Source organism: Flavobacterium sp. 90 (assembly GCF_004339525.1).
Classification (GTDB): Bacteria; Bacteroidota; Bacteroidia; order Flavobacteriales; family Flavobacteriaceae; genus Flavobacterium.
The window spans coordinates 3,748,750-3,770,521 of record NZ_SMGE01000001.1; the positions used below are offsets into that span (position 1 = coordinate 3,748,750).

13 protein-coding genes are annotated in these 21,772 nt (G+C 33.6%); 1 reads left to right on the forward strand and 12 read right to left on the reverse strand.

The features are described from left to right. Positions 1-17: 17 nt before the first annotated feature. The 11 genes from C8C83_RS15810 to C8C83_RS15860 all read right to left on the reverse strand — a co-directional run bounded on the left by C8C83_RS15810 (position 18) and on the right by C8C83_RS15860 (position 18,541). Positions 18-2,618: a zinc-dependent metalloprotease gene (locus C8C83_RS15810; RefSeq protein ID WP_121329388.1), complete on the reverse strand. Its 2,601-nt coding sequence runs from the start codon at positions 2,616-2,618 to the stop codon at positions 18-20. A 106-nt stretch (positions 2,619-2,724) separates the two neighbouring features. Next, positions 2,725-4,287 carry a histidine kinase gene (locus C8C83_RS15815; protein WP_121329389.1) on the reverse strand — a complete coding sequence of 521 codons (1,563 nt, stop codon included), beginning with the start codon at positions 4,285-4,287 and terminating at the stop codon, positions 2,725-2,727. Positions 4,288-4,681: 394 nt separating this feature from the next. Further along, complete coding sequence (locus C8C83_RS15820; protein WP_121329390.1) at positions 4,682-5,236, reverse strand: GNAT family N-acetyltransferase; 555 nt, start codon at positions 5,234-5,236, stop codon at positions 4,682-4,684. Between the two features lie 272 nt (positions 5,237-5,508). Beyond that, positions 5,509-7,059 carry a DHA2 family efflux MFS transporter permease subunit gene (locus C8C83_RS15825; RefSeq protein ID WP_121329391.1) on the reverse strand — a complete coding sequence of 517 codons (1,551 nt, stop codon included), beginning with the start codon at positions 7,057-7,059 and terminating at the stop codon, positions 5,509-5,511. A 165-nt stretch (positions 7,060-7,224) separates the two neighbouring features. Then, a complete protein-coding gene (locus tag C8C83_RS15830) occupies positions 7,225-7,674 on the reverse strand; it encodes a PaaI family thioesterase (RefSeq protein WP_233566096.1) in 450 nt (149 codons plus the stop codon). A gap of 65 nt (positions 7,675-7,739) precedes the next feature. Then, a complete protein-coding gene (locus C8C83_RS15835; RefSeq protein ID WP_121329392.1) occupies positions 7,740-8,330 on the reverse strand; it encodes a TetR/AcrR family transcriptional regulator in 591 nt (196 codons plus the stop codon). 453 nt (positions 8,331-8,783) lie between these two features. Next, positions 8,784-11,999, reverse strand: a complete 3,216-nt coding sequence (locus C8C83_RS15840) for a TonB-dependent receptor (RefSeq protein ID WP_121329393.1) — start codon at positions 11,997-11,999, stop codon at positions 8,784-8,786. Positions 12,000-13,009: 1,010 nt separating this feature from the next. Continuing rightward, entirely contained in the window at positions 13,010-14,377 is a 1,368-nt protein-coding gene (locus tag C8C83_RS15845) for a HAMP domain-containing sensor histidine kinase (RefSeq protein WP_233566097.1), read from the reverse strand. Continuing rightward, positions 14,374-15,066, reverse strand: coding sequence for a response regulator transcription factor (locus C8C83_RS15850; RefSeq protein WP_121329394.1), 693 nt, complete (start codon positions 15,064-15,066; stop codon positions 14,374-14,376). Before C8C83_RS15850 ends, C8C83_RS15845 begins: the two co-directional genes overlap by 4 nt. Before the next feature lie 31 nt (positions 15,067-15,097). Further along, the gene (locus C8C83_RS15855; protein ID WP_121329395.1) at positions 15,098-16,015 is read right to left on the reverse strand and encodes a bestrophin family ion channel; all 918 of its coding nucleotides are present in this window, start codon (positions 16,013-16,015) and stop codon (positions 15,098-15,100) included. A gap of 177 nt (positions 16,016-16,192) precedes the next feature. Further along, a complete protein-coding gene (locus C8C83_RS15860; RefSeq protein ID WP_121329396.1) occupies positions 16,193-18,541 on the reverse strand; it encodes a mechanosensitive ion channel domain-containing protein in 2,349 nt (782 codons plus the stop codon). 374 nt (positions 18,542-18,915) lie between these two features. Between C8C83_RS15860 and C8C83_RS15865 the strand changes: the two genes are divergently transcribed. Further along, a complete protein-coding gene (locus C8C83_RS15865; RefSeq protein WP_121329397.1) occupies positions 18,916-20,517 on the forward strand; it encodes a Na+/H+ antiporter in 1,602 nt (533 codons plus the stop codon). A 1-nt stretch (position 20,518) separates the two neighbouring features. On the opposite strand, the gene C8C83_RS15870 is transcribed toward C8C83_RS15865, so the two are convergent. After that, positions 20,519-21,772: a restriction endonuclease gene (locus C8C83_RS15870; protein WP_121329398.1), complete on the reverse strand. Its 1,254-nt coding sequence runs from the start codon at positions 21,770-21,772 to the stop codon at positions 20,519-20,521.

The window sequence follows — 21,772 nt, forward strand, 5'->3', positions numbered from 1 at the left end:
GGAGTTTGGTTAAAATTTTATAATGTGTTGCTTAATGCCTTTTCAATACGCTGAATCAAATCAAAATAGTGATTCTTTGTTTCTTGGTTTCCGATGCTTCTTTTAGATTTCAATAATTGAAGTATCTGATTTAATTCGCCTTTTTTATCAGAGGTAACTTCTGTAACTCTTTTTAGAGAAGACTGATTAATGTTACGTGCCATTTTTGATTCATCTAAATAATCACATAAATGAGGCATGCTTAATGTTTCTTCTAATTGAAGTGTTTTTTTAACATCAGTTTTTTCAAAAAGTTTGTTTGTCGAAACAATCAATACATCTACATAATTCTTTTGAGTCATACGTTCCAAAATCGTTAATGACTTATTCTGGATTGTTGGAGCAAAAATGTTTTGACGTAAGGTTTGGAATAACTGTGTAACCGTAAATACATTTTCTTTAGCACCATTACGCTGATACAATTCATTTTCAGTCATTCGTAGTAAACGATCATCACCTAACATCGTGTACAAAACATTGTATTGTAATTCTCTTACCAATGTATAAGGTGTATATTCATACGGTCCTAATGGTGAATCTTTCAACGGATTTGTTTTATCCAGAATCGGATTAAAAAACAACCATTCAGGAGTTGTAATTGTGTTCTTTAATAAATACGCAACCGCTCTTTTTTGTATTGCAGCCGGAACCGGAACATAACTTGCTTTATTATCACCATGAACAGTAGTATTCAAATAAATACCGCCCAAATTGTTTAATACGTGATAGTTATATAAATTCCATTGACCAATCGCACCTATATAAAGTTTTCCAGTTTGGTAATAAGATTCGTCTTTATCATAACTCCATTCCAGAATATTGCTTACAACTCTTTTTAAGTTTTTAAGACCATATTCACTCGCTTTCATTGCATCATCACCTAAATCTTCAGATTGAGATCGAGGATCGATTGTCTCATTTCCATCTTGTTGTTCTCCGTAGAAATAAAGAGGATCATTTTGATGTTTTGCAATCAGATTATTTAATGCTGCGTGCTCTTCAGTTTGATCTCCGTACCATCTGTAACCCCATTCGATAGCATATTTATCATATTCACCAATTTTTGGCGTGATAGCTTCTACGTGATCTTCAGGTTGAGCAATATAATTGTAACGAGCATAATCCATGATTGATGGAGCAGTTCCGCCCATTTTTGCCGTAAATTCTTTAGATCTTAGAGATTCTACAGGATATGCAAAAGAAGCTCCCATATTATGTTTCAGACCAAAAGTATGTCCAACTTCGTGAGACGATACAAAGCGAATTGCTTCACCCATATGTTCATCACTAAATTTGTTTCCTCTTGCTTTTGGATCAATTGCACCAGTTTGAATACGCATCCAGCTTTGCAAAGAAGTCATTACATTATGCCACCAGATAATATCTGATTCAATAATTTCTCCACTTCTTGGATCTACAACTGCAGGTCCCATCGCATTTGATTTTTGTGACGCTACATAAGTAATAACCGAATAACGAACATCATCAATATCAAAATCAGTATCTTCTGCCGTAGGTTCTTTTGCGATTACAGCATTTTTAAAACCTGCTCTCTCAAAAGCTACTTGCCAATCGCGAACACCTTCTATAATATAAGAACGCCATTGTTTAGGAGTCGATGGATCGATATAATATATAATAGGTTTCTTAGGTTCTACTAGTTCTCCTTTTTTGTATTTTTCAATGTCTTCTTTTTTAGGCTCTAATCTCCAACGTGTAATCAATTCTTTTTCAAGAACAGCGTGTTGACTGTCATTAAAGTACCAGTGTTTATCAGAGAAATATCCAATACGATTGTCTGCAAAACGAGGTTGCATAGGAACTTTGTCCAATAATATAATATTAGAAGTAACCCCAATTGTAACCGATAATGCAGGACCGCCTTCACTTACAGAAGTCGTAAGCTGCGATTTAACAACGATATTTTTAGGAAATGTTTTCACACTTTCTATATACGATAAGTCCGATTTTACAGATCCGCCAAAGCCAATATTGCTTAATACATCATTGAAACTTTTTTGTTTTCCGTCAAAAACCTTATTTGCCTTGATAATAACCGATGTCGAATCATTATTTTTTGTTTCGATATCAAAGACCTCTATAATAGACTCAGAAAAGTTACTGTTTACAGAAGCTGTAATTGCGTCGCCAACCGGAGAAGAAACTTTAGGTTCTGAAGATTTTACCCAAACTTTTTTAGCAACAAGATCTTTGTGAAAAGTGATGATTTTATTTTCGTAATTCATTCCTTTATTAAGACCTGCATCATTAACAGGTAAAGGAACATTTGAAATTTTATTAACCACTAGAAACTCTCTTTGAAAAAGGGAATCATTTATTTCTAAATAAAGATCCGTTTTTACCTGAATCGTATTGAACAATCCTTTTTTGAAAGTTCCTTGTTTTATAAGATCATTATATTTTTTTCCTTTTGAAGATTTAACCGTGTCTTTAACTGCCTCTGTTTTGTCTTCTTTCTTCTTTTTATCCTTCTTTTGAGAAACCATCGTGCCGGTACTAAATAATAGTGCCAGAACTAAGATGATTTTTAGGGTTCTCAACATTGCATTTTTCCCCATTTAAAGTTAATTTTAGGTTAATTTTATGATAAAAATATAATGGCAGATTTGTTAAAAAAAACAAAAAGGAGTGAGTGGCTTTTTTTTGGGAGTGAATGTTTTCTTTCTATCCAATTAAGGGTAAAATGCAAGTAAAATCTCCGTCTTTTTTGAAGGTTTGAAAGTCTTTTTTAGAGTAGAAATTGTATATACTTTCTAAATATTTATGACCAAACTTGGATTCTTTCCCAAAGTTTTGCTTTTCGTTTAAGTTATTGGTAATGATTACTACATTTTCTTTAATATCGATCGTTATTTTCAAAGGATTTTCATCAGAAGCGATATTATGTTTGATAGCATTTTCTACTGCAATCTGAAAAGCTAAGTAAGGCACTTTCTTAGCCAGAATGCTTTCATCTTCGATTGTAATCGTAAAAACAAATTCTTCTGTAAACCTGGTTTGTTGCAGAAAAATGTATTTTTCGATAAAAAGCAATTCTTCCTGTACCGTAACAATATTATTTACGGGAGGATTAATAAGGTATCGGTAAATCTTAGAAAGATTCAAAGTAAATTTTCGAGCCACGCCAGTATTACTTTCAATAAGCATATAAAGCGAGTTCAAAGAATTAAATAAAAAGTGCGGATTAATTTGCTCCTTTAATTGTTGCAGTTGGATTAACGCTTTCTCTTTATTGATTTTTTCATTTTCCAGAAGCAGCTTATTTTTTTCCTGCGACAAAATTTCTTTTTCCTGAAAATTTCTGCGTGTAAAAATCGTAAACAAATAAAAGAACACAATTAGAATTGCCGTCGTAATAACGTAAATTAAGGAAGCATAATTTTTTACAGCATCTACATCTTCTGATGAAACCTTTTTTGGAAAATTAACACACAAATACCAATTCGTTCCTTTTATATTCAATCGCTTGGTATATCGTACAATGTCCAATCCCAAATATTCTGAAAGTGCAATTCTCCTGCTAAAGCCATTGGCATCTGAAAAAGTAGTGTCGCGAGCGGATATATTTGTTATTTTAAAAATATTCTTTTTTAGTAATTTTATTTCAGGATGATAAATGATCGTTCCTTTTTTATCAAATACAAAAGCATAATTGGATACCTTTTGATCTACCGTTGCGAAATAAGATTGTAGTGATCGAAAATCAATATCATATCCATATCGAATTACGTTACCATTTGTAGCGACATATTTATAATAAATACGCCAGAAAAAACCTTGTTGATTATTGACTATACTATTGAACTCTTTTAGGGTTTGGTTTTTGGCGATGAAATCTTTTATTGATGTTTCTAAATTGGCACTATTTTTAGAAGTAGTAAATTCTATTTTTTGATTATTAATCTGAAACCAATTGTTTTTAACAATACTGTCGTTGGCATGAATCGCACTTAGAACTTTTAAATTATCCGATAAGTTTTTGGTATTGCTCATTTCAACAATACGTTTTAGCTCGTTTTGAGTTTCAAGAAAACGTGATAACTCCTTCGCCATAACCTCCTGCTTTTTCTGGGCGCTGCGATTTTGAGTTTCTGTAGTAGTTTTTTCAGTGATTTGAGTCATCAAACCACTTAATATATAAATAGAAAGAAGCGTAAGAACAATGAGGATGATTCCTAAAATGAAAAAGTTCCTGCCGGAAAAAGTATTTCTAAAATTAAATTTCAAAGGTGTATTTTAAAATATAAGAACATCTTTTTGTCCTTATAGCAATGTGGTATTATTTTTTTTCGTGCGCAAATATATAATTTTTTGACTGATACAGATTTAGTTATAAAAAGTTAACAGTATTTTCGACGATGCGCTTAGTAAAAATCTTGTTAAGGGAGAAATGTAGTTTGAAAATTGTTTAAAGTTTCAGGTTTCAGGTTTGAAATTGGGTTTAAGGCTTGTGTGGATTTTTACCGTAAAGTTCACAAAGTTTTTTTTTAGTATGTTTTTACAAAACACAAAGTTCGCAAAGCTATGTTTTTAAACTTTGCGAACTTTGCGTAAACCTTTGCGAACTTTGCGGTTAAATATAAAGTGTAGTATTTCAAACCTGAAACCTGAAACAAAAAAATTAAGAAATCTGAAGATGTTCTAAAGTTTTTCCAACCAAAGTTTTTGTTCCCACAGATTTGAAACCGAGTTTTAAATATAATTTTTTAGCATTCGGATTATCTTCGTCAACCAATAAACCTAAAGTTTGATTATTTTTGGTTACAAATTCCTCGATCAAAAATTGCAGTAATTTAGATCCGATTCCTTTTCCCTGATGTTTGGGATTTACGCCCAGAGAATCAATGTAGAATTCTCCGCTTTGGGTTTCGTTTTCAGGATTAAAATCAGGATTAAAGTTTGCGTGAACATATTCAATAATTGGCAACCTCAACGCGATTAAATCAGCTCCGTTGTAAATATTTACAACACCAATAATTTCGTTGTTTTCTTCGGCTACAAAACAATTTTCATACGAGTATTGATTATTTTCTCTTTGTACAAAATATAGCAGAAAATCTCTTGCGCTATTGTAATCTTTTTTTTCAATAAATTTATAGATGATATCTTCCATTGCCAATAACAAACATGGTGCAATAAATTGGGAATCGGTTTGAGTGGCTTTTCTAATAATCATTGTCTAAATTTTTGATGAATTACAAAATTACACCAAGTTTTATAGTTTGTCTTTATTATTAAAGGGAATTAACATAATGTTACGGAGAACAAATCTCTCGCAAAGACGTAAAATCGCAAAGGTTTTGTCATTTCGACGGAGGAGAAATCACACGCGTAACTCTACAAAGATTGGAGATTAAGTGGGCTGAATTTCTAGTGTGATTTCTCCTCCGTCGAAATGACAAGATTGTGGTTAAACTTTGCGCCTTTGCGAGAAATAAGTTTATATCTTTAATGATCAGAAATTATAACGCCTGGTTTTACCTTATTTGATTTGTTCATTACGAATAATAAAAGCGGTAATGTGATCACAAAGAATAATCCAACGATGACAAAAGCATCTCTATAACTCAACAAAGACGATTGTCTGACGATGACATTTTCCATGAGTTTCAGGGCTTTTATTTTGGCTTCATTATAAGCAAAACCTTTATGCTGAAAATAATTGATGTACGCATTAATTCTATCCATTGCTTTTACATTATCCGGTGTAACGTTTGAAATTAGTACGTTTCGATGATCTGCAAAACGATGCGCGATATAAGTATTGATAATTGATACGCCAAAAGAACCGCCCAATTGACGCATCATATTGTTTAACGCCGCGCCTTGCCCAACATCTTTGTCTTTGAGCGAAGAAACAGCCAACATTGTTAACGGAACTGTAAGCAAAGCAAGTCCAAGTGCTCTAAAAATAAGTGCTGTAGAAACTTCAGAAGCGCTGGTGTTTAAAGTAATACCGGACATTCTCCAATTGAAATAAATAAAGAGTACAAATCCTAAAGCAATTATGGCAACGGGAGAAACTCCTTTTTGCAATAAGGTTCCGCATATTTTTAAGGCTAATAATGCCATTAAAGCGCCGGGAAGTAAAAGTAAACCCGTTTGATAAGGCGAGAAATTTAAAAGACGCTGTACAACAACAGGACTTAGATATATAGAAATAAACATTCCGAAACCGGTGACAAAGGTTAGAATCGCGGCTATAATTAAGGACTTACTTTTCAGAACCCGAAGATTCACGACGGGTTTATCGACTTTTAGTTCCCAATAGATAAAAAGGCATAAAGTGGTTACGGCAATAACAGTTAAAATAATAATGTATCTGGTTTCGAACCAATCTTCGACTTCGCCTCTTTCGAGAACAGTTTGAAGCGAACCAACGCCAATAGCTAATAATGCAATTCCTGTCCAGTCTACTTTTGCTTTTTCGGGTTTTACAGGAGGTTCTTTTAGTAGAAAGTAACACGAAATCGTAACCAAAATCCCTATTGGAATATTGATTAAAAAGATCCACGGCCAATCGTAATTTTCAGTAATATAACCGCCAAGAGTTGGACCAATTGTTGGACCTATAAAAATTCCTGCACCAAATAAAGCTCCTGCTGTTGATTGTTTTTCTTTTGGAAAAAGCTCAAACACAACAACCTGAGATATTGATAAAAGTGCGCCTCCGCCAATTCCCTGAAAAAACCTAAAAAATACCAACATCCAGATTGTGGAAGAATGTCCGCACATGAAAGAACAAAACGTAAAAAGTATTACGGAACCAATATAATAATTTCGTCTTCCGAGATTGGCACTCAAAAAACTTGTAATCGGAATAATGATAACATTGGCGATTGCATAAGCAGTAATTACCCAGGAAGTATCTTCGAGAGTTGCGCCCAGATTTCCGCTCATATGGTACAAAGCAACATTGACAATTGAAATATCAATTAGCTCCATAATCGCGGCGAGGATTACGGTAAAGATGAGTAGTTTTCGATTAAATGGTGTCATAATTTTAAATTATACCAATCGGTATATTTTTGATTAAAAAATAACACGAATTGCACTAATTCTCACTAATTTGTTTGTGAAATTAATTTCACAAACAAGGTTAACGCATTAAAATTTGTGTAAATTCGTGCAATTCGTGTTCTGATTTACTTTATATGAATTAACTTATGAGTTTCTTTTAGAGAGATCCGTTTTAAGCATATTCGAAGTAGCTCTGGCGATTAATCTGGTTTGGTCTTCATTCCATATTTCGCATTGTGCATTTACTAGTTGTTTTCCTTTTTTGATTACAGATGTTTTGGCAAAAATGGTGTCTCCTACTTTCGCTGGAGCGAAATAATCAACCACAAGATTTATAGTTACATAAAAGCTATTTTCATTATAAGAAAACATTGTTGAGCCAATACAATCGTCTGCTATTGCAGCTGTAACTCCGCCATGAAGCGTTTTGATTGGGTTTGACATTTCTTCTCTGATCAGATATTTAAAAGTTACACTTCCTTCTTCAGCAGCAATTACAACTGGTCGCATCCAAAGCATAAAAGGCGATGGTGATGCGGTAAATTCTCTGTCAATATGGTTTTGGAGTTCTTGTAATCTCGAAATTGTTTCCATTTTAGTTTTGATTTTAATTTAATATACCAATTGGTATTTTTTATGGTAAAAAAATAGTTGTTGCTTTATTCTAAGTCTTCAATGAGTTTATTTAGCGAGAGCATTACTGTAGATAAATCATTTAGATTTCCTGTAATTTTCGAAATCATTACACCGCCTTCAATAAGAGCTATTATGGTTAATGCGGTTTTTTCAGGATTTATTTCTTTGGCTTTAAATTCACCGGCAAGAATTCCATGTTCTATCAATTGAATCAGTTTTCTTTTCCAGAAAAGGATAATGCGCTCTACATTTTTTTTAAGAACCGGATGCGTGTCATCAGCTTCTGTGGCGGTATTTAGAATTGGACAACCACCTTTTGTTACTCTTAGATTCAAATAGTTAGAGTAGAGTCGGGGATAAACGAGAAGCCTGTCTTTGAAGGTGTTTTGCTTTTCGATTTCCTGCGAAAAAGCATCTTGCAGTTTTTTTACATTGTATTGAAAAGCAGCAAGAGCAACCTCATCTTTATTTTCGAAATTTCCGTAAATACTTCCTTTTGTAAGTCCGGTCGCTTCTGTAATATCGCTCATAGACGTGCCGCTATATCCTTTCATATTAAAGATAGGAGCAGTTTGTTCGATAATAAATTGCTTGGTTCTTTCGGCTTTACTCATGACGATTCTATTTATTATTTTGCAAATATATACCAATCGGTATAATTATTTTTATTTTTTGGGAATTATTTTGTTATTGAATGTTTTGCGCAGTTATTTTAAAACATAGAATTGAAGTTTTGGGTAATGTCATTAAGATAAAGAAAGTACTTAAATATTTGTATCGCATAAATCTCTCGCAAAGACGCAAAGTCGCAATTATTTGTCATTTCGACGAAGGAGAAATCACACTAGTAATTCGACAAAGATTGGCGACTTTCTGTACGGAGTTTCGCGTGTGATTTCTCCTCCGTCGAAATGACAATATTGTGTTTAATCTTTGCGAGAGATTCATTCGAAACATAATAAAAAAAGAAACTTAATTTTAATATTATGATCCTAATAAAAACAAGTCCGCCAGTTCCAAAATTGAAACTGGCGGACAAAAAAAATAAAAAATAAACACTGTCTTTGTTAGAACGAATATCTAACCCCAAATTGTCCCTGGAATCTTGACGCTAACTGATCTACAGTATAAGGCGCTGATGAAGGTCTTTGGAAAGTATATGTTGGATCACCAGTGGCAACACCTCCAAGGTTTCCTGATTTTGTTAAACCAAGGCTCGCTGTTGAATTGTATGTATTTGGAACAAAGTAACTTCTTCCCCAATCTTTGTTGATAAGGTTACCAACGTTTGCCATGCTAAATGAAATTTGGAATGTACCAACTTTTGTAACTTTGATTTCATCCATTAATTTCAAATCTGCTTGAATATTCCATGGAGTTGTATCTCCATTTCTTTGTGTGAAAGTTCCTCTTCTGCTTTTTAAATAATCGTTTCCGTTAACAAAAGCTTCGTAATCTGCAACTTGTTGTGCTGCTGTTGCTGATGGAACTCCTGTTGAACTTACGCCAATATATTTCGCCGCTTCTGTTGCATCTTTAAAGATATAAGCCAATCCTGCTGCTTGTCCTGTTCCTGCAATTGTTGAGTTTACAAATCCCCAAGAGAACGGATTTCCTGATTGTGCATTGAAATATACATTAGCAGAGAAAGTATTATTGTCAGCCAATTTTACTGCATATCCTACATTCGAAACGATTCTGTGTTTGATATTAAAGTTTGAAGTTGCCAATTGAGGATCATTTGGTGTCAATGATTGGTTCATTTGGAAGTTACTTTCCATAGAGTTACGAATTCCGTTTGTAACGTCACGAGAATCTCCGTAAGTATAAGCAACCATGAAATTTAAACCAAAATCATATGTTTTTGAAATCATCTCAGTAATGCTGTATCTGTAACCTTTGCTTGTATTTGACAATAAATAAGCATTTGAAAAAGCCGGGTTGATATTAGCCGAATAAATTGGCATTTGGTGATTTGTATCGTAAGAGAAATAAGTTGGATTATCCAGTTTATTTACTTGTTGAAATTCAAGATCACGAATCACTTTTGTATAAATACCTTCAGTTGTAAATTTATATCCGTCTATGATTTTATCGATTGCCAATGAGTTTCTTAAAACAGCCGGCATTTTGAATTTGTTATCCACTAAATCTGCCTGAACTTTTGGCGTAGCATCATGATATCCGTTTAATCCGTTGTTTGCCAATGGATCTCCGGCAGCTGCAACCTGAGCAGGAGTAAGGTTATTTTTGTCATAACTTCCGTAACCTACACCGTCATTATAATAAGCATAACCTAACCATGCAAACGGAATACGTCCTGTAAATACTCCAGATCCACCTCTTAAAACTAATGTTTTATCTTCGTCAACATTATATGTAAATCCTATTCTTGGAGACACTAAAGCTGTGCTAAAAAAGTTATTGTTTATTTGGCTTAATGGCGTGTATGTGTATGTATTACCATAATTAGGATCTGCAGGAGAATTTTGAACTTGCGGGCTTAATTTTGGTTTATTTGGCAAGTCTGTATAATCAACCCTTACTCCAGGAGTAACTTTTAATTTACTGCCAATTCTGATCTCGTCTTGTGCGTAAACACTATATAAATTTACTTTGAATTTTGCGTAAGGATTATTGAAGATTTCGTCTCTTGTAGAACCATCAAAAGGGTAAGTTCCACGAACACGAGAAGGAAGTTTGTTAAGGAAATCATCTAATGATTTATATGAAACTCTTCCGTTTAGCGAATTTACAAATCCGTAATTGATGTCGTAAAACTCGTTGTGTGTACCAAATAATAAAGTGTGGTTTCCTGTTTTGTAAGTTAGGTTATCTGTGATTTCAGCAGTATTTTGCTTCATATTAAATACTGTAGCTTCACGATCGTTTCCTAAGAAAATTGTTCCTCCTTTGTAACCAATTTCTGTTTGAGGAAACATGATATTGCTTGATTTTGGATCACGATAATCTTTGATTGCAGAATAACTTGCAATAAACGAGTTTGACCATTGACTATTGAAATGACTTTTTAGTTCTAAAACCGTACTAATAGATTGGTTTTTCTGCGTAAAATCCATGCTAGAGAATCTAAAGTTAGCCGCGTCACGCTCTAAGTTTGAAGCCTGAGAAATTACTGTATTGTTTCTTAATGAAAGAGAGTGTTTCTCGTTAATTTTCCAATCTAATTTGTTGAAGAATTTTTGGCTTTTTGCAAAGTTGTTGTATGCTCCAGAGCTTCCTACATCAAATCCGTAGTTTGTTTTAACAAAATTAGAAATCTGATCTGCAGTAGCATTATCTACTAATGAAGTCAATTTTCCAGCAGAATTTGTTTGTCCTGCATTGTAAAATAAAGGATCCGTTCTTTCCGCATATTCCATGTTTGTAAAGAAGAAAAGTTTATCCTTAACAATTGGCAATCCTAATCTAAAACCTACTTGATAATCACCAAAAGAACTTGGCATTTTTGAACCGTCACCAGCATTATTTGGACCTGTAATTGCAGCACTTCTGCCATAACTATAAATAGAACCTGTTACTTCGTTTGTACCGCTTCGAGTAACGGCATTTACGCTTCCTCCTAAAAAGTTTCCTAATTTAATATCATAAGGAGCAATATAAACCTGAATATCCTGAATCGCATCTAAGCTTATAGAATTTGATCTTGTACTACTTCCTGGCATTCCCGAAGTTCCGGATTGACCACCTAAAGATGGGCTAAAACCTATCGCATCATTGTTTATAGAACCGTCGATAGTTACGTTATTGTATCTAAAGTTAGTTCCTGCAAATGAGTTGTTTGAACTCTGCGGAACCAGTTTTGTAACATCCTGAATACCTCTGTTTATTAACGGAAGTCCGTTTACTTGTTTTTCACCAATATTGGTTCCGTTATTTTTTGATGACGGCTTAGAACTCGTAATTACAACTTCTTCCAATACATTGTTGTCTGCTTTACTAACCACAATTGTTGGCAAATCATTATCACCAAGTGTTAAAAATATTTGTGCATTAGAATAATCTTTGGTGCCTGAACTTTTAATTTCCAGTTCATAAGGGCCACCGGCATTTAAATTTTCGAAACTAAATCTACCTTGTTTATCAGTTGTAGCTCTGTAAACAGCGTTTGTAGGTAAATGTGTTAATGTAACCTCAGCGTCAGTAAGTGGGCTGGTTCCATCATTAACTTTGGCAGATAATGACGAGGTTGTAATTTGAGCAAAAATGTTTCCCATAACAAGAAGCATAAATGCCGAAAAAAAGAGTTTTAGTTTTGTCATGTTGTTTTTAGTTTTTATTTGACAAAGAAACTCAGTTTGTTTCGATCGGATTTAACGGTTTTGTTAACTTAAAATGATAAAAATATTCATTGTTAACCCAAAATTATGAACGTGTTATTTCTGTTTTAATCAATTATACCTTTAAAATCAATAGTTTAAACAAAATGCTAAAAATAAGTAGATTAGGTTTGTATTTGAAGTAGATTAGAGAAAGATTAGAGTGTTAAATTAATGTTACCGATTGTAAAAATAAGGGTTCGCGAATTGTAACATTTTTGCTAAAAAAGATGTTTTTCAAAGCTAGTTTGTCATTTTGAGGAACGAGAAATGACATAAAATGAGACGAATTTGTAAACTATGATGGATTAAAATCCATCCCTACAATATAAATCGAGCCGAAGGCTCTTTACAAAAGTTCCGGAGGAACGACTTATCTTGTAGCAACGGATTTTAATCCGTTGTATCGGAATGTAATCAACCATATTTTATGTCATCTCGACCGAAGGGAAAAATCACACATAAAAATCCGCATCTAAAATCGCCAATCTTTGTAGAGCTACTTGTGTGTCCTTCGACTTCGCTCAGGATGACAAACTAGATGGAAATGTTGTTATGAAAATGATTGCCCTAGCCCCGATAGAAGTGGAAATCCTTTTGTGGCGGGGTTCGCCACAAAAGATTGGAAAGTATAGCGGGATTAGCTCCTGAAAAAATTACGCAAATTTAACATCAGATCAGCAAAATTTGGGTAAAAAAAATATTTTAATCCTTTAAGCGATGGTAATTATTTAAACACTTTAAATATTATCAAACTATAATAGATTTTAAATTAGCATAGTATTGAATAGCGTCCAACTTTAGTTGGATGAAAAATAAAGCACAATATAAAAGGCTTTAGCCAAATTATTACTCATTCGGCTAAAGCCTTTTTATATTCAATTTTTATTCTCCAGCTAAAGCTGGAGTCTATTCAAAAAAATTGTCTTTTACTAATCCTTTAGATTATGATTCTAAGGAAATACTAAAGAAAATGTAGTGCCTTTTTCTAATTCAGAATCTACGATTAGATTAATATTATGAAGTTTTAGAATTTGCATAGTTATAAAAAGTCCCAATCCTTGTCCCTGAATATGACGCGTTCTGTCGCTTCTGAAAAAGAGATCAAAAATAGATTCTCTATCAGTTTCTGAAATTCCCGGACCTTGATCTGTGATTTTTATCAGAAGCTTTCCTTCATTCGAAAAAGCAAATACGTTGACTTGTTCAGGCGACGAAAATTTAATCGCATTATCGAGAATATTGTATAAAGCGATAAAAATCATGTGTTTATTTCCATGAATGGAAAGCAAATCTTCATCATCAGAAATTGCATCAAAATTGACAGAAACTTTAGCTTCGGGATATTCGATAGCTTTCTTTTCCAGAACATTCCATAATACTTCATCGATTCTAACCGACTCCATTTGCTGCGGTTCAGAAAGTTCAAGTCCTGATAAAACCAAAAGTCCTTCGAGAGTAGATTTGAGATGTAAAGTATCTTTTTTGAGTGATTTTAAAATTTGCTGATATTGCTCGTTTGTTCTTGGTTGTTGCAGCGAAACATCAATGTCTCCGATAATAATAGTTAGCGGAGTTTTTAATTCATGCGAAGCGTTTTTGAGAAAGTTGTTCTGAATCATGATTCCGCTTTCGAGTCTTTCCAGAAGATAGTTGAAAGTGGTAACAAGCTCTTTAATTTCGTCTTTTCCGCTTGTTTGCGGGATTTCCAGCCTCGAATGAAGGTTTTCGGTCGTAATCGTATTTACTTTGGCTATAACTTGCTCAAAAGGCAGAAAAGTTTGTTTGGCTAAAAAAGTTCCCAAAAGATAATTTATCGGGATTCCGGCAAGATAAAAAAGGATAAACATTATACCTAAAATCTCCAATTGTCGGTTTCCTGTGCGATCAATTCCGGAAACGACAATGATAAAATCTCCCTGATTGTCTTTATAAAATAAACCTACAAATTGCCTTGTATTGACTTTAAAATGCAGAATTTTTTCTTTTTTAATCAGATTAAAATATTGGTCACTTAGCTTAAAATCAACATTATCCTCTACAAAAAGTTTTTTTGTTTTGGCATCATAAACCCTTATCGATTCATTATTTATGCGATTGTATTGTATTTCGATTTGACGATAACGCGCGCTGTTAATCTCTTTGATTTCGTCTTTTTCGAAGTAAAAAAGAGCCGTTGTCATTGCATGATCTTCGAGATTATCATAATAGAGATCTTTCATGTGAGTTCTAAACAACAAGAAAGAACCCGCCATTACAAGTCCAACCGTAAAGGCAAAAAGCAAACTGGAATTAACCGCGAGTTTGTTTTTAAGATTCATGACTCATGACTCTTTTGTTTGAGCATATATCCCGTTCCTTTTATGGTATGAATTAGTGGCGTAGCAAAGTTTTTGTCGACTTTATTTCGCAGATAATTGATGTAAACATCGACAGTATTAGAATTCATGTCAAGATCAATAGTCCAAACTGCCTGAGCAATTGCAATTCTCGACAAAGCCGTTTCTCTGTTTTTCATGAAAAAAATCAGAAGTTTAAGTTCTCTCGAAGATAAATTAAGTTCTTTTCCGTCTCTCGTGGCGCTTTGTTCCTTCATATTGATCTCAATTCCGGCATAAGATTGAAAGTCTAATATTCCGGTACTAAATTCGGCACGACGAAGCTGAGCGTTTATTCTCGCCAGAAGTTCTTCAAACAAAAAGGGTTTTGCGAGATAATCATCGGCACCGGATTGTAATCCTTTTACTTTTTCATGCGGAGTATCTAATGCGCTCAAAATAAGAATAGGCAGAAGTATTTTTCGGTTTCTTAAAACTTCACAAACTTCAAATCCTGTAATATCCGGAAGCATAATATCGAGAATAATGATATCGTAATCATTTTCCATGACTTCATTTATGGCGTCATATCCTTTCGAAACTGACTTAACCTGATAGAGATTTTCTTCAAGTCCTCTCGAAATAAAAGAAGCAACTCTGGGATCGTCTTCAACTAATAAAACTCTATTCATAACCGAATATAATTGGGGTGTGCAATATTATTTATGTGATATAATAAGTATTTTGGGTACTTATTGGAGTTACTTTTTTATCGTTTAATTCTAATAATGTATTTTCTATCATTTGCGACATTGCGTCTAATGCAAGGTCATTTGGCTGAAGACCAAAAGGATTTTCTAACTCATCGGCAATTGCTTCAAGAGCGACGAAAGTATATGCTATAAAAACAATTATAAAAGGCGTAATCCAGCCCATTGTTTCGACAAAACCAAAAGACAACAGAAAGCAATAAATGTAAACCGTTCTGTGCAATAAAACGCTGTAAGTATAAGGAATTGGCGTTCCTGCGATTCGTTCGCATCCGCCAACAATGTCGGAGAGTTTGTTCAGATTTTCTTCAAAAGCAAGTTGTGTAACACTGTCTATTTTGTTTTCTGATTTGGCATTTCTGACCCAAACTCCCAATTCTCTTAAAATAATTATAGGTTTGAATTTGACTTCTTTAAGTTGTTCAGCAAGTTCTTTTGGCAGAAGCCGATTCATATCATTCTCAGAATTTGTTTCTCTAAGCTGATGTTTTAAACTGTAGACAAATGCAATAAGTAAGTTGGTAAAATTCTCTCGTTTGGCTTCATATTCTGCATCGTTAATCAACGTAATACTTTGTCTGGTAAGAGATCGGGTATCGTTTAATAATGCGCCCCAAAGTTTTCTGCCTTCCCAAAAACGATCATAACTTACATTGTTTCTAAAACCCAAAAATATAGCCAATGCAATCCCGAATAAAGTGAAAATTGCGGGGTTAATGTGTAAATTATATTTAAGAAGATAAGGCTTGAAATAAACCACCAAAAGGGAGAATAAAAGCAATAACAGAAGCCTCGGAAGGAGTTGCGGCAAAACGGAACCTCTCCATTCAAAGAGCATTTTAAACCAGGTATTCTTTTTCTTTATTATCATTTGGAAAAAACGAAATTCTAAGATATAAAAGTAATTAAAAGTGGTATCGCTCGCAAAAAATTACAGAAAATATAATGGTCTTTATTTACGGTGCATTTTAAGGAGATTAATCATTTAAAAAAGCCGTCAAATTGTAGTAATAAGACGGCTTTTGAAATTAAGATTTTGACTGTTTTTTTAGGTTGATAAAGTTAAACCTTTAGCTTTAAAATTACCAAAAAGTACTTGTCTTGCACTACTTATTGTTTCTTCGGTACGGTAAATACTGCACCAGAATTTTACTTGTAATTTGAATTTTTCTTCAGAAATTGCACTGTAATAAATCTGTGGCGTTTTAGTATTATTTACCATTTGCATGCTTTCCAGAGATTCAATTATAAGTGCATTAATATCCTCTGGCATTACATCTCCCGAAACTTCTAAAGTGATTTCTACCAATTTAAAATTGTCTGTATAAGTCCAGTTTGTAATGTTTTGAGAAAGTAAATTACCATTCGGAATAATGATTTCGGCACCGTTTGGCGCATTGATTTTCGTGGTACGTAATCCCATAGATTTTACACGACCGGATTCATTACTAATATCGATTACATCGCCAATTTGGATTGGTTTATCGAAAATTAAAATAATACCCGAAACAAAATTGTTAACCACATTCTGAAGTCCAAGTCCAACACCGACACCTAAAGCTCCTAATAAAATACTTAGTTTGTCTAGTGGCATTCCCGAAGCTGCAACAGCCAAAAGATAACCGACTATTAAAACCACAAGTCTTGTAATCAATAGTTTAGAATGTTGTCTTTTATTGACGTTTTCTTCGTTTTCATCGTCAATTTCGCCAAAAAAGTAAGCAACATAATTTTGCAATAAATGCGCTACCCAAATAATGATGAAAAACAAAACTATGTTTCCTAAAGTAAAAGTGATGCTTCCAATAGTATTTGGATGACTTAATATGGTGACTAAACCGGAACGAAGAGATTCCCAAGCATTTAAATTAGCTGCGATCACAACAATCCACATATAGCTAATTATGATAATGAAAGGTTTTTTGAGCGTGTCAGACAGACTTTCGTGATCGAAGATTTTTTCGATTCCACGTTTAATTCTGGTAGTGTAAATCTGTAAAAGAATAACTTCTAAAACAATCTTCAAAAGAACACTTAAAGCGACAATTTGTGTCAAAGAAATGAAAGCCGTAAGACTTAACATATTGGCAAGCGAAACTCTTCCTAGAAGATTATCAAAGATTGACAAAATATTCAGACCGATAAAAATGATAGTCGCCCATTTAAAAAATCCTTTAATATAAAGTTGTTCTTTTAAAGTTTTAATCTGAACTAAACCGTAACGGATTCCTAAAATATTGATTACAATAAAAGCACAACGCTGAATAAATCCTACTGCAATAAACAAGTCAAGGAAACACAAAACAAAGAATAGTACTAAAAGAAATATCCAGTTTTTCATGGCAACTGCAGGCCATCTATTCTTAAAAAGAACCGTAAGAAGTCCCAAAAGTACCAACTGAATTAATTCTATAAACAATGCCGGAGCATATAAATTACTGACAACGGCAATATTAAGACCAATAACTGAAACGGGAATTATAACACCTCGATTTAAATATTTGAAGTTAAACTGAGCCAAATTATCGGCATGTGCATTACTGTTTAGGTATTTTAAATTGCGTGAAATGTACCAACCCAACAATCCCATTAATAAAACCAATGTGATCAAACCGCCAGCTCTGTAACTTAGATAATAAGCTGCGACATTTTCTTCGATAATGATCTTAGCTTTTATGTTTTGACCGACTATTTTTTTAGCTGTCGTATCACTTTTGCTCCATAAAGTAGGATATTCTTCCTTCAGCATTCCGATGCCTGATTGTTCAAGTTTGCTGTCAACGGTAATTAAAGCATTCGAAACCGCAATTTTTCTTTCAACTGTAAGTCTTTTGTTTTTGTTTAAAATACCTTGATTTTTGGTCATTAAACTGTCCGTGCTTAGGTATCTGCTTTTAAGATTTGCGAATTCTTTTTTAAATTGTTTGCGACGAATCGTGTCTTTCAAAAGACCCATTAAGGTTTTGTCCTTGCGTAAATCAATCACTCTGCCTTTGATTTTTTCAAGAGCAAGATTACGCGAATTGATTGCTGTATTTTGTTCTTCAAGTTCCTGCTGAATTTCTTTCAGCACGATACGATACATTTGCTGATTGCGCACATTAGGATTTGCACCTTTTAAACTCTCGAGAATAAGATCAAGTTTACTTTGTGTTCTTTTGATATCACCAAATAAATGATGACTATTTCCATCAAATTCGGTGTCATTGTGAGCAGATTCCAAAACTTCGCCGGCTTTTTCGATCGCCATTAGATAATCACTGTCTGTAGTGGTTTCCTGAAATAGCGAAGATTTGGTTTCTGCTTTTGGAGGAGTTGTTTGCGAATAGGCGAGTGGCGTGTAAAATAAGACTGCTAATAAGGCAAGTAAACAAATAGAATATCTTTTCTGAATCATAATTTAGGGCATAAATTTAAGGGTCAAATGTAATTTTTTTTAAAGTATTTATGATGAAGAGTATGATAAAATTTGGTTAAAAGAGAGATTGCTTTTTGCCACAGATTAAAAAGGATTAAAATGATTTATCGCTTAGCAACTTTGTCAAAGTTTAAAACTTTGACAAAGTTTCAAAAGTAAACGAGATATAGTTTTACACAAAGAAACTCACAGAAAGTAGAAAATAAAATCTGTTAAATCAGCCAAATCTGTGTGCAAAAAAAAAACGTAAACAGGAGAAAATCATTTTAATCCATTTAATCTGTGGCTAAAAAAGAAAAATTAAAAATATTATATTCGTACTCTCATACTAAAAACACAGAAACACCTAGAAAATGGAGAATATTACCGTAATTATCATGTTACTATTTGGAGTCGCATTCCTGAGTCTTGTTAGTAAAAAATATAATTTCCCAATTCCAATTGTGTTGGTGCTTTGCGGAGTTGTGATTAGTATTATTCCAGGACTTCCGGTGATTGCATTAAGTCCCGAAGTTGTTTTTATCGTCTTTTTACCGCCGCTTTTATATCACGCAGCTTGGTACACCAGTTGGTCTGACTTCAAGCAAACTATTAGGCCAATTACTTTGGCGGCTGTAGGTTTAGTGCTTTTTACGACTGTTGCCGTAGCTTTTGCTGCACATATGCTGATTGATGATATCTCCTGGCCGTTAGCTTTTTTATTGGGGGCAATAGTTTCTCCGCCTGATGCTGTTTCGGCTACTTCTATAACAAAAGGTTTGGGTTTACACCCTAGATTAATTGCCATTCTCGAAGGCGAAAGTCTGGTAAATGATGCGAGTGGTTTAGTAGCTTACAAATATGCTTTGACCGCTATTACAGCTGGAAATTTTGTACTCTGGCAAGCAGGATTGAATTTTGTTGTGATGTCGGTTATAGGAATCGTGATTGGTTTAGGTGTAGGATATATTATGAGTTTTATTCATAAAAGATTTGTTTGCGACGAAGTTATCGAAGCAACTTTAACTTTATTAACACCTTTTGCCTCTTATTTAATTGCCGAACATTTCGAAGCTTCGGGAGTTTTGGCCGTTGTGGCGACAGGACTTTTTCTTTCGGCGAGATCAGGAACGATTTTTACACACGAAAGCCGAATCATGACAGGAACAATTTGGAGTGTTTTAACGAATATCTTAAACGGATTAATCTTTATCCTAATCGGATTGCAATTGCGTCAAATTATCGAAGGAATCGGTGATTATTCCGGTTGGTCATTGTTTGTTTGGGGTGCTTCGGTAAGTTTGGTCGTGATTTTAGTACGTTTTTTATGGGTGATTCCGGCAACTTTGCTTCCAAGATATATCAGTAAAAAAATCCGTTTACAGGAAGAATTTGATTTCCGAAATATGATTGTTTTTGGTTGGTCGGGAATGCGTGGTGTAGTTTCGATGGCGGCTGCATTGGCGCTTCCGCTAATGATGAACGAAACAGAAGAATTCCCTCTTCGAAACCTCATCATTTATCTGGTATTTTGTGTAATTCTTTCGACTTTGGTAATTCAGGGATTGACTTTGCCTTGGTTAATCAAGAAATTAAAAATTGAAAAATATTCAATCCTGGCCGAAGAATACGAAATAAGAAACGTAATTGTTTCGCAAACCATTACTCACATCGAAGATAATTTCTCGTTACTCAACGACGACTTGCTCCACAACATAAAAAGCAAATACGAAGTAAAATTCAATCGCCTCCAAAAAACTGAACTTCCAGCCAACTTCTTCGGAAAAGGAAATCTAATGGGCGGCGAGATTTTCAACGATTTCACCAAACTTCAAATTGATCTCCTAAACGTAGAACGAGGAAAACTAGAATCGATGCACAAATCAGGTTCTGTAAATGAAGAGATTTTCAGGAAGATTGAGAAGGAGTTGGATTTGGAGGAGACTAGGTTGTGGATGGAGATGTATGAGGAGTAAGTTATACTTTATCGACAAATTGTTTAATTACCTCTCTAATTTTTATCTGCCACTCTTTTATTTTATTTTCTACATTAATTAAAACAACGCTACATATTTTATCATCATGATTTCCATCCTTTTTTAAATAAATTCCTGCTTTACTATCTTTATTGTTTCCAGGATAAACCAACGCTACTTTTGTAGCGTCAAAATATTCATGATATACATACATTTGTCTTAAATCATCTGGCGATGGATTATAGCCGTTTAGATTTTTCCATTTAGTATCTAATACAATGTTACCATTATTGGTTTCAATAAAAATATCGGGTTTCATTGCTGTTCTTCTGCCGTTTTCAGGTTTCCAAAAAAACTTTGAAGTTTGTGCTTTTATCTTGATATAATCATTTTTATTTTTCTTTAAGCTTACATATATAAATTGCTCCCAAAGCATATTCATATCAAACATAAGAGCCAAAACATGGTTTCTTCCTTTGCTTACATCAGGATGATATTTCAATAACAATAATTTAGCAATTTCAATTGCTTTTTGATAATGTTGATTTTTTCTATTATAAATTAATTTTTCAAAAGTAGCATCTGGAATTTTTATATCTGGCATTTCAGGAAAATGCAAAAGCAAAACTCCAATACGGCTATGCAAATCATTATTGGTGTTAATCTGTTTTAATAACTTTATCGTTTTATATAGAATGAAATGTAACGTGTGTTCAATATCATAAATCGAATGGCGAACATAAAAACGTTCTTGATGGAATAGATTTTGTTGAATATGTTTACTGAATTGTAAACTGCCTTTTAATGCAGTAACATTTCCTTCTTTTTTTCGGTACTTTTTTACTAAACCATTATGAAGTAAATATTCTACTTCTTTGATAAATAACTCAAAATATAAATCTAAAATTGTATTAGGTTTTATTTTTAAATTACTGGAGCTTGTCGATTTTATATCAAAGCTTCCTACAGCTCGCAACATTCCAATTAATAGGTCACGCCATTTTTTATCTTCTGCTACTGAATGTGGAGTTTTATCAGCCTTTGGCAATACTTCGATTAAGGTATTGCCAACCTGTATGACGCCGACATGTTCATTAAATTGAACTCCATTATAGACTAATTTATAGAAAGGTTTCCCGTTTCCATAATAGCGTTCTAAAGCTTCAAATTGATCTTTAGTGATTTTCTTTTCACCTCTATCAAAACGAAGAATTTCATGTTCAAAAACAACAATATTTTCTTTTATTTTGCTCAA

Excerpts from the sequence above, each read along its gene's own strand:
- C8C83_RS15810 (WP_121329388.1), bottom strand. The coding sequence starts at position 2,618 with ATGGGGAAAAATGCAATGTTGAGAACCCTAAAAATCATCTTAGTTCTG.
- C8C83_RS15820 (WP_121329390.1), bottom strand. The coding sequence starts at position 5,236 with ATGATTATTAGAAAAGCCACTCAAACCGATTCCCAATTTATTGCACCA.
- C8C83_RS15825 (WP_121329391.1), bottom strand. The coding sequence starts at position 7,059 with ATGACACCATTTAATCGAAAACTACTCATCTTTACCGTAATCCTCGCC.
- C8C83_RS15830 (WP_233566096.1), bottom strand. The coding sequence starts at position 7,674 with ATGGAAACAATTTCGAGATTACAAGAACTCCAAAACCATATTGACAGA.
- C8C83_RS15835 (WP_121329392.1), bottom strand. The coding sequence starts at position 8,330 with ATGAGTAAAGCCGAAAGAACCAAGCAATTTATTATCGAACAAACTGCT.
- C8C83_RS15840 (WP_121329393.1), bottom strand. The coding sequence starts at position 11,999 with ATGACAAAACTAAAACTCTTTTTTTCGGCATTTATGCTTCTTGTTATG.
- C8C83_RS15845 (WP_233566097.1), bottom strand. The coding sequence starts at position 14,377 with ATGAATCTTAAAAACAAACTCGCGGTTAATTCCAGTTTGCTTTTTGCC.
- C8C83_RS15850 (WP_121329394.1), bottom strand. The coding sequence starts at position 15,066 with ATGAATAGAGTTTTATTAGTTGAAGACGATCCCAGAGTTGCTTCTTTT.
- C8C83_RS15855 (WP_121329395.1), bottom strand. The coding sequence starts at position 16,015 with ATGATAATAAAGAAAAAGAATACCTGGTTTAAAATGCTCTTTGAATGG.
- C8C83_RS15860 (WP_121329396.1), bottom strand. The coding sequence starts at position 18,541 with ATGATTCAGAAAAGATATTCTATTTGTTTACTTGCCTTATTAGCAGTC.
- C8C83_RS15865 (WP_121329397.1), top strand. The coding sequence starts at position 18,916 with ATGGAGAATATTACCGTAATTATCATGTTACTATTTGGAGTCGCATTC.